At 44.8% G+C, this 4367-nt stretch carries 5 protein-coding genes; all 5 read right to left on the bottom strand.

Features of this window, described 5'->3' with window-relative positions; all coding sequences use genetic code 11:
- Positions 1–325 (bottom strand): hypothetical protein (locus tag Q7J27_04685; protein MDO9528441.1); only part of this gene is annotated, 325 nt, incomplete at its 3' end.
- A 400-nt stretch (positions 326–725) separates the two neighbouring features.
- Complete coding sequence (gene pseC / locus Q7J27_04690; protein MDO9528442.1) at positions 726–1871, bottom strand: UDP-4-amino-4,6-dideoxy-N-acetyl-beta-L-altrosamine transaminase; 1146 nt, start codon at positions 1869–1871, stop codon at positions 726–728.
- Positions 1850–2845 (bottom strand): hypothetical protein, encoded by a 996-nt coding sequence (locus tag Q7J27_04695; protein MDO9528443.1) that lies wholly within the window; start codon positions 2843–2845, stop codon positions 1850–1852. The genes pseC and Q7J27_04695 overlap by 22 nt, the downstream gene beginning before the upstream one ends.
- Positions 2826–3188, bottom strand: a complete 363-nt coding sequence (locus Q7J27_04700; GenBank protein MDO9528444.1) for a hypothetical protein — start codon at positions 3186–3188, stop codon at positions 2826–2828. Before Q7J27_04700 ends, Q7J27_04695 begins: the two co-directional genes overlap by 20 nt.
- A gap of 349 nt (positions 3189–3537) precedes the next feature.
- A complete protein-coding gene (locus Q7J27_04705) occupies positions 3538–4221 on the bottom strand; it encodes a PIG-L deacetylase family protein (protein MDO9528445.1) in 684 nt (227 codons plus the stop codon).
- Positions 4222–4367: the final 146 nt, after the last annotated feature.

Here is a 4367-nt window from a genome sequence, read left to right on the forward strand (position 1 = left end):
AATGATCCTTTTGAAATAACTGGCCGTAGAAAAGACTCTGGTGTGGAAAAAACAGAACTTCAAATTTTGCTTTGTCATAATTATCAAAACTTTTCAGTATCAACTGCCTCTTCCGCGAAAATAACCCAACAATTCTTAAGACAAGAGCTTTGGCCGCATTAAGGCTTTTCCGGACAATAAATCCGAGCACAAAGTAGGCGCTCCATAACGAAGCGGGAATGGGATTAGTGATTTGGTAGCCGCAATTCTTCATCCATAATTTTATAAACGGATCATTTCTTCCCCAAAATACTACTTTGTCGTCTTTGCTAATTGATTCTTTCATCCAGATCAAAACCAAATCAAGCTTTACAGATCTTATTTCAGATAAAGCGTAGTGAAAAAGACAACTTAGAATTTTTCTTTTTGTTTCCCGGATTTTGGGGAAAAGAAACTCAAACGTCTCAATAAAGTTTTGGCCTCCCGAGAATCTATACAGGACATTTTCGCACAAACCGGCAAGCTCATTCTCATATACTTCGGGGCCTTCAATGTTATCAAGATCTCCGAAAGACAACTGGCTGAAATTATGACTACGCAAAAAGGACAGAAACCGGTCCGACCGTAAAGCGTTCGAGATTCCCAAAAAGAAAACCCGATACTTTAACCAACGACCTGCAAAGGCCGCAAAAAGAGAAAAAACAGAAAGATGTTCTATTATTAAAAGCCTTTGTTTGCTTTGCACGTCAAATATCCAGTACTGTTCTCAATATATTTTCTTGTTGATCCTTCGTGACCTGGGGAAAAATGGGCAAAGAAATTTCTCCCTCATATAGCATTTCCGCCTTCGGAAAGTCTCCCTTTTTAAAAAACAGGACTTCCCTGTAATAAGGATGCATATGAACCGGGATGTAGTGTACCTGAACACCGATGCCATTTGACCTGAGATGTTCAAATAATTTTTTTCTGATAGTGGGGTTGACCTGGATCGGGTAAAGATGATACGCGTGCCCGGGATGCTGGGGGGGGAGGGTTACCCACTCCACCTTGGCAAAGCCCTCATCGTACCTACGGGCAATTTCTCGCCTTTTGGCTATGGAAGCATCCAGTTTTCTTAGCTGGCTCAGACCCAGCGCACTCTGGATATCCGTGAGCCTGTAGTTATACCCCAACATCTGCATTTCGTAGTACCAGGGACCCTGCCCCTTTTGCAGGAGCAATCCTGGGTCTTTCGTAATACCGTGGCTGCGGAAAAACCTCAGCCTTTCAGCAAATTTTTCGTTATCTGTTACCACCATTCCGCCCTCGCCGGTAGTGATGTGCTTGACGGGGTGGAAACTGAAGACCGTCATGTCGGCATCTTTACCGACTTTGTTGCCATTCCTTTCCCCGCCGATGGCGTGGCAGGCATCCTCGATAACAGGAATTCCCGGCATTGCCTCACGAAAGGCACTGATATCCACCGGACACCCCGCATAACTCACTGGAACAACAGCTTTGGTTTTATCCGTTACTTTTCTTAACGCTTCTTTCGGGTCCAGGCAGAGTGTTTTTTCATCGATATCGGCAAAAACAGGCCTGCCCCCCAGGTAGAGTGCAGCATTGGCCGTGGCGACAAAGGTCAAGGGGCTCGTTATTATTTCATCGCCCGGTTCTACACCCGCAGCAAAATAAGCACCGTGCAGAGCTGCGGTTCCACTGCTGAAAACCACTGCATGGGTGACACCGACATATTCAGCAACGGCCCTCTCAAAAGCCTCATTCACTGGACCCTGTGTTATAAGATCGCCTCGGAGGACATCCACTACGACCTGTATGTCATCCTCGTCGATGCATTGTCGCCCATAGGGAATATAATCCACGAATAACCTCACCTTCTTCCTTGAAACCATACGATCATTGCTCTTGCAGCCGCTTCGGCACCTCGTAAATTTACAACCGCTGAAGGCTGCAACGGAAGATCTTTAAGTACTGATCCTATTTCCATTTGACCGAAACTGCCCCATTTGCCCAAATTTACACCCAATCCCTGCCTGGCGATTTCTTCTCCGATCTTATGCTGATTCTCCGCAACCTGAAAAACGGCAAGTGGTTTTCTTAAAGAAAGAGCCTCGTACGAAGTTACACTTGAAGTACAGATAATGGCTCCGGCTTTGGACATTCGCTCAGGAAGATCTGGAGGATCTCGCATAACGGAAAGGTTGTGTTTTTTTTCTGCCATCGATGATAACCTCAGACATTTTCCCTTTTCCACCAGCGGGCCAAGAACAAGCTCGGCATGGGGCCAGCCTTTTTTCCACCAGCGGATAAAACTCTCTGTCACATTGTGCATGTCGCTTGCACCGGGAATGATCAGTATGGTGTCGCCTTCTTCCGGTACCAGGCCACGGAAATCATTTCGCAGCAGCGTGTACTTTGGACCAAGAAGCAATGAAGCCCTGCCCGGGGCGTATCCAAGCAAATCAGCTCCAAGGTTGTAGTTCAACAGCACGTCGCACTCTTCTTCCACAGGCCGGGCGCGACAATCATCAATCAAAACAACGGGACATCTTTCCCGAAGTTTTTGAATAAACGGCGGGGTCGCATCATAGCTGTCGATAACACACAAGTCAGGTTTCATGCCCTCCATAATTGAAACCACTTTTTCCGGCGATACGCTAAACGGGTCTTCAAGTGAAAAAATTGCGTCTTTGTGGAAACCCTTCTGGTGGAGCATCAGTTCAGCCTCAGAATTGACCAGCCAATAGATGAAAGCTCCAGAAGCGGCAACTTCAACCGCCAGGGCGGAGCATCTATTTATATGCCCCCCTCCGATTGATGGACTGCCGTGGGTTATAAAACATATCTTAGGAAGAGGTCTTGCCATTCTCTTCCCTCAAAGCGACATCAACATAAATTCGTTTACCCTCTGCAAAAACGAATCCATTCTTGTAGAAAGGAAATGATAAGGCGTACAAACAACGAAGAAAGAGATCAACGCCCGCTGTTTTCTCCTCAGAAATCGAGCAAGGTTTCTCAAATTCATGAGCAAAGTTAAGTTTGCCGCCTTCGGGCATGGGAAAGGTAGAAATATCTTTGGTCATCAATCTTGGAAAAACATCTTCGATTAAAGGTGTCGATGATTCTTCTAACTTTGCGTAAAATGGTTTCCCTGTTCCAATCGCCACGACAGACACCTCTTTTTGATCTAATATTTCCCCTTTATTCATAACAGGCATCATCAAAAGAAGAGTCACTCCAGCGGGGGTTCCTTCCCAAATCGACCGATATCAGAACATCGGCGTCTATCGCTTTAATTGAAATCTTTTTATTTAAAGCCCGTTCTGTTACAGGACTGTCCGGAAATATTGACCTGATTTCCTCTCCAAATTTCTGTCAATGCAAAGGGTGAAGTAACAGAAGTTCTGGCCTGAAACCCATCCTTGCCAAAGAACATCCGCAAAGAAAACCTAAATAATTATTGGTTGCATAAACAAAAGATCTTTTCTCTGTTTTTGACTTATTCTGCATTTGTTTTCTCCGTTAATAAGTTGACGTAATCTTCTCTGGATAGATCGCTCATAGCCCCATTCTGATTATTTTAAATGGTTCAACAGCACTTTTCCCAACGCAAACACCGAATTGTCTTGCGTGATCTTCTATGGCTTTCAAGGACCTTGGATGAGGCCATTCTCTCATTTCTGTAGAATAGATTTCGGCTGCTTGCATCTTTTTCTCAAGGGATGAAGAGATGTCTACAAAAAGGTTAGGACAAAAAACCTTCTCGAAATTCCACTCTGTGGACGAAGGAACCGGGAAGGAAAAGAACCCGGTCACGGAATGTCCCGGCACGGGGCGACATGCTGTTTGAACAGCTTGAAATGTTTTCCTGTGATCGTTATTCAAATCATCACAGTTATGCGTGAATACCCATTCGGGCTGAAGCATATCAACATATTTTTCAACAACTTTAATGATATCAAGTAAGTCCATGCAGTCGAACCGGTTATCAGGCAAGGAGCCGAAAAAAACTTCATTGACTCCCAAAAGTTTGTTCGCCTGCCTCGCAGTCTCTTTTAAGACATCTATCTCATTTCTTCTAAGCTCGACATTTCTTTGTTCATCCCTTGATGTAACACCCTCGCCAAGAATCAGACAACAAACATCTACTCCTTCAGAAACAAAGCGGTTCATTGTTCCTCCACAACCGAGAACTTCATCATCTGGATGCGCGGCAATCACTAAACAACGCTGTATCAACATTCTCACCTCCTTAAACGTAGCCTCATTATCTTTCAAAGACCTAGCTGTTGAGTGCCACAACATCGTAGACAGATTTATGTGCCAGGACATCGTGGACTCGGAGCTATTGCAATAACGATATTAGTGTTTCATCTTCATGGGAATCT

This window comes from Syntrophales bacterium, assembly GCA_030655775.1.
In the GTDB taxonomy this organism is placed as follows: Bacteria; Desulfobacterota; Syntrophia; order Syntrophales; family JADFWA01; genus JAUSPI01.

Bases quoted from the DNA above. Each gene is read 5' to 3' on its own strand.
- Q7J27_04695 (MDO9528443.1), bottom strand. From the start codon at position 2,845: ATGGCAAGACCTCTTCCTAAGATATGTTTTATAACCCACGGCAGTCCA.
- Q7J27_04705 (MDO9528445.1), bottom strand. From the start codon at position 4,221: ATGTTGATACAGCGTTGTTTAGTGATTGCCGCGCATCCAGATGATGAA.
- Q7J27_04700 (MDO9528444.1), bottom strand. From the start codon at position 3,188: ATGAATAAAGGGGAAATATTAGATCAAAAAGAGGTGTCTGTCGTGGCG.
- pseC (MDO9528442.1), bottom strand. From the start codon at position 1,871: ATGGTTTCAAGGAAGAAGGTGAGGTTATTCGTGGATTATATTCCCTAT.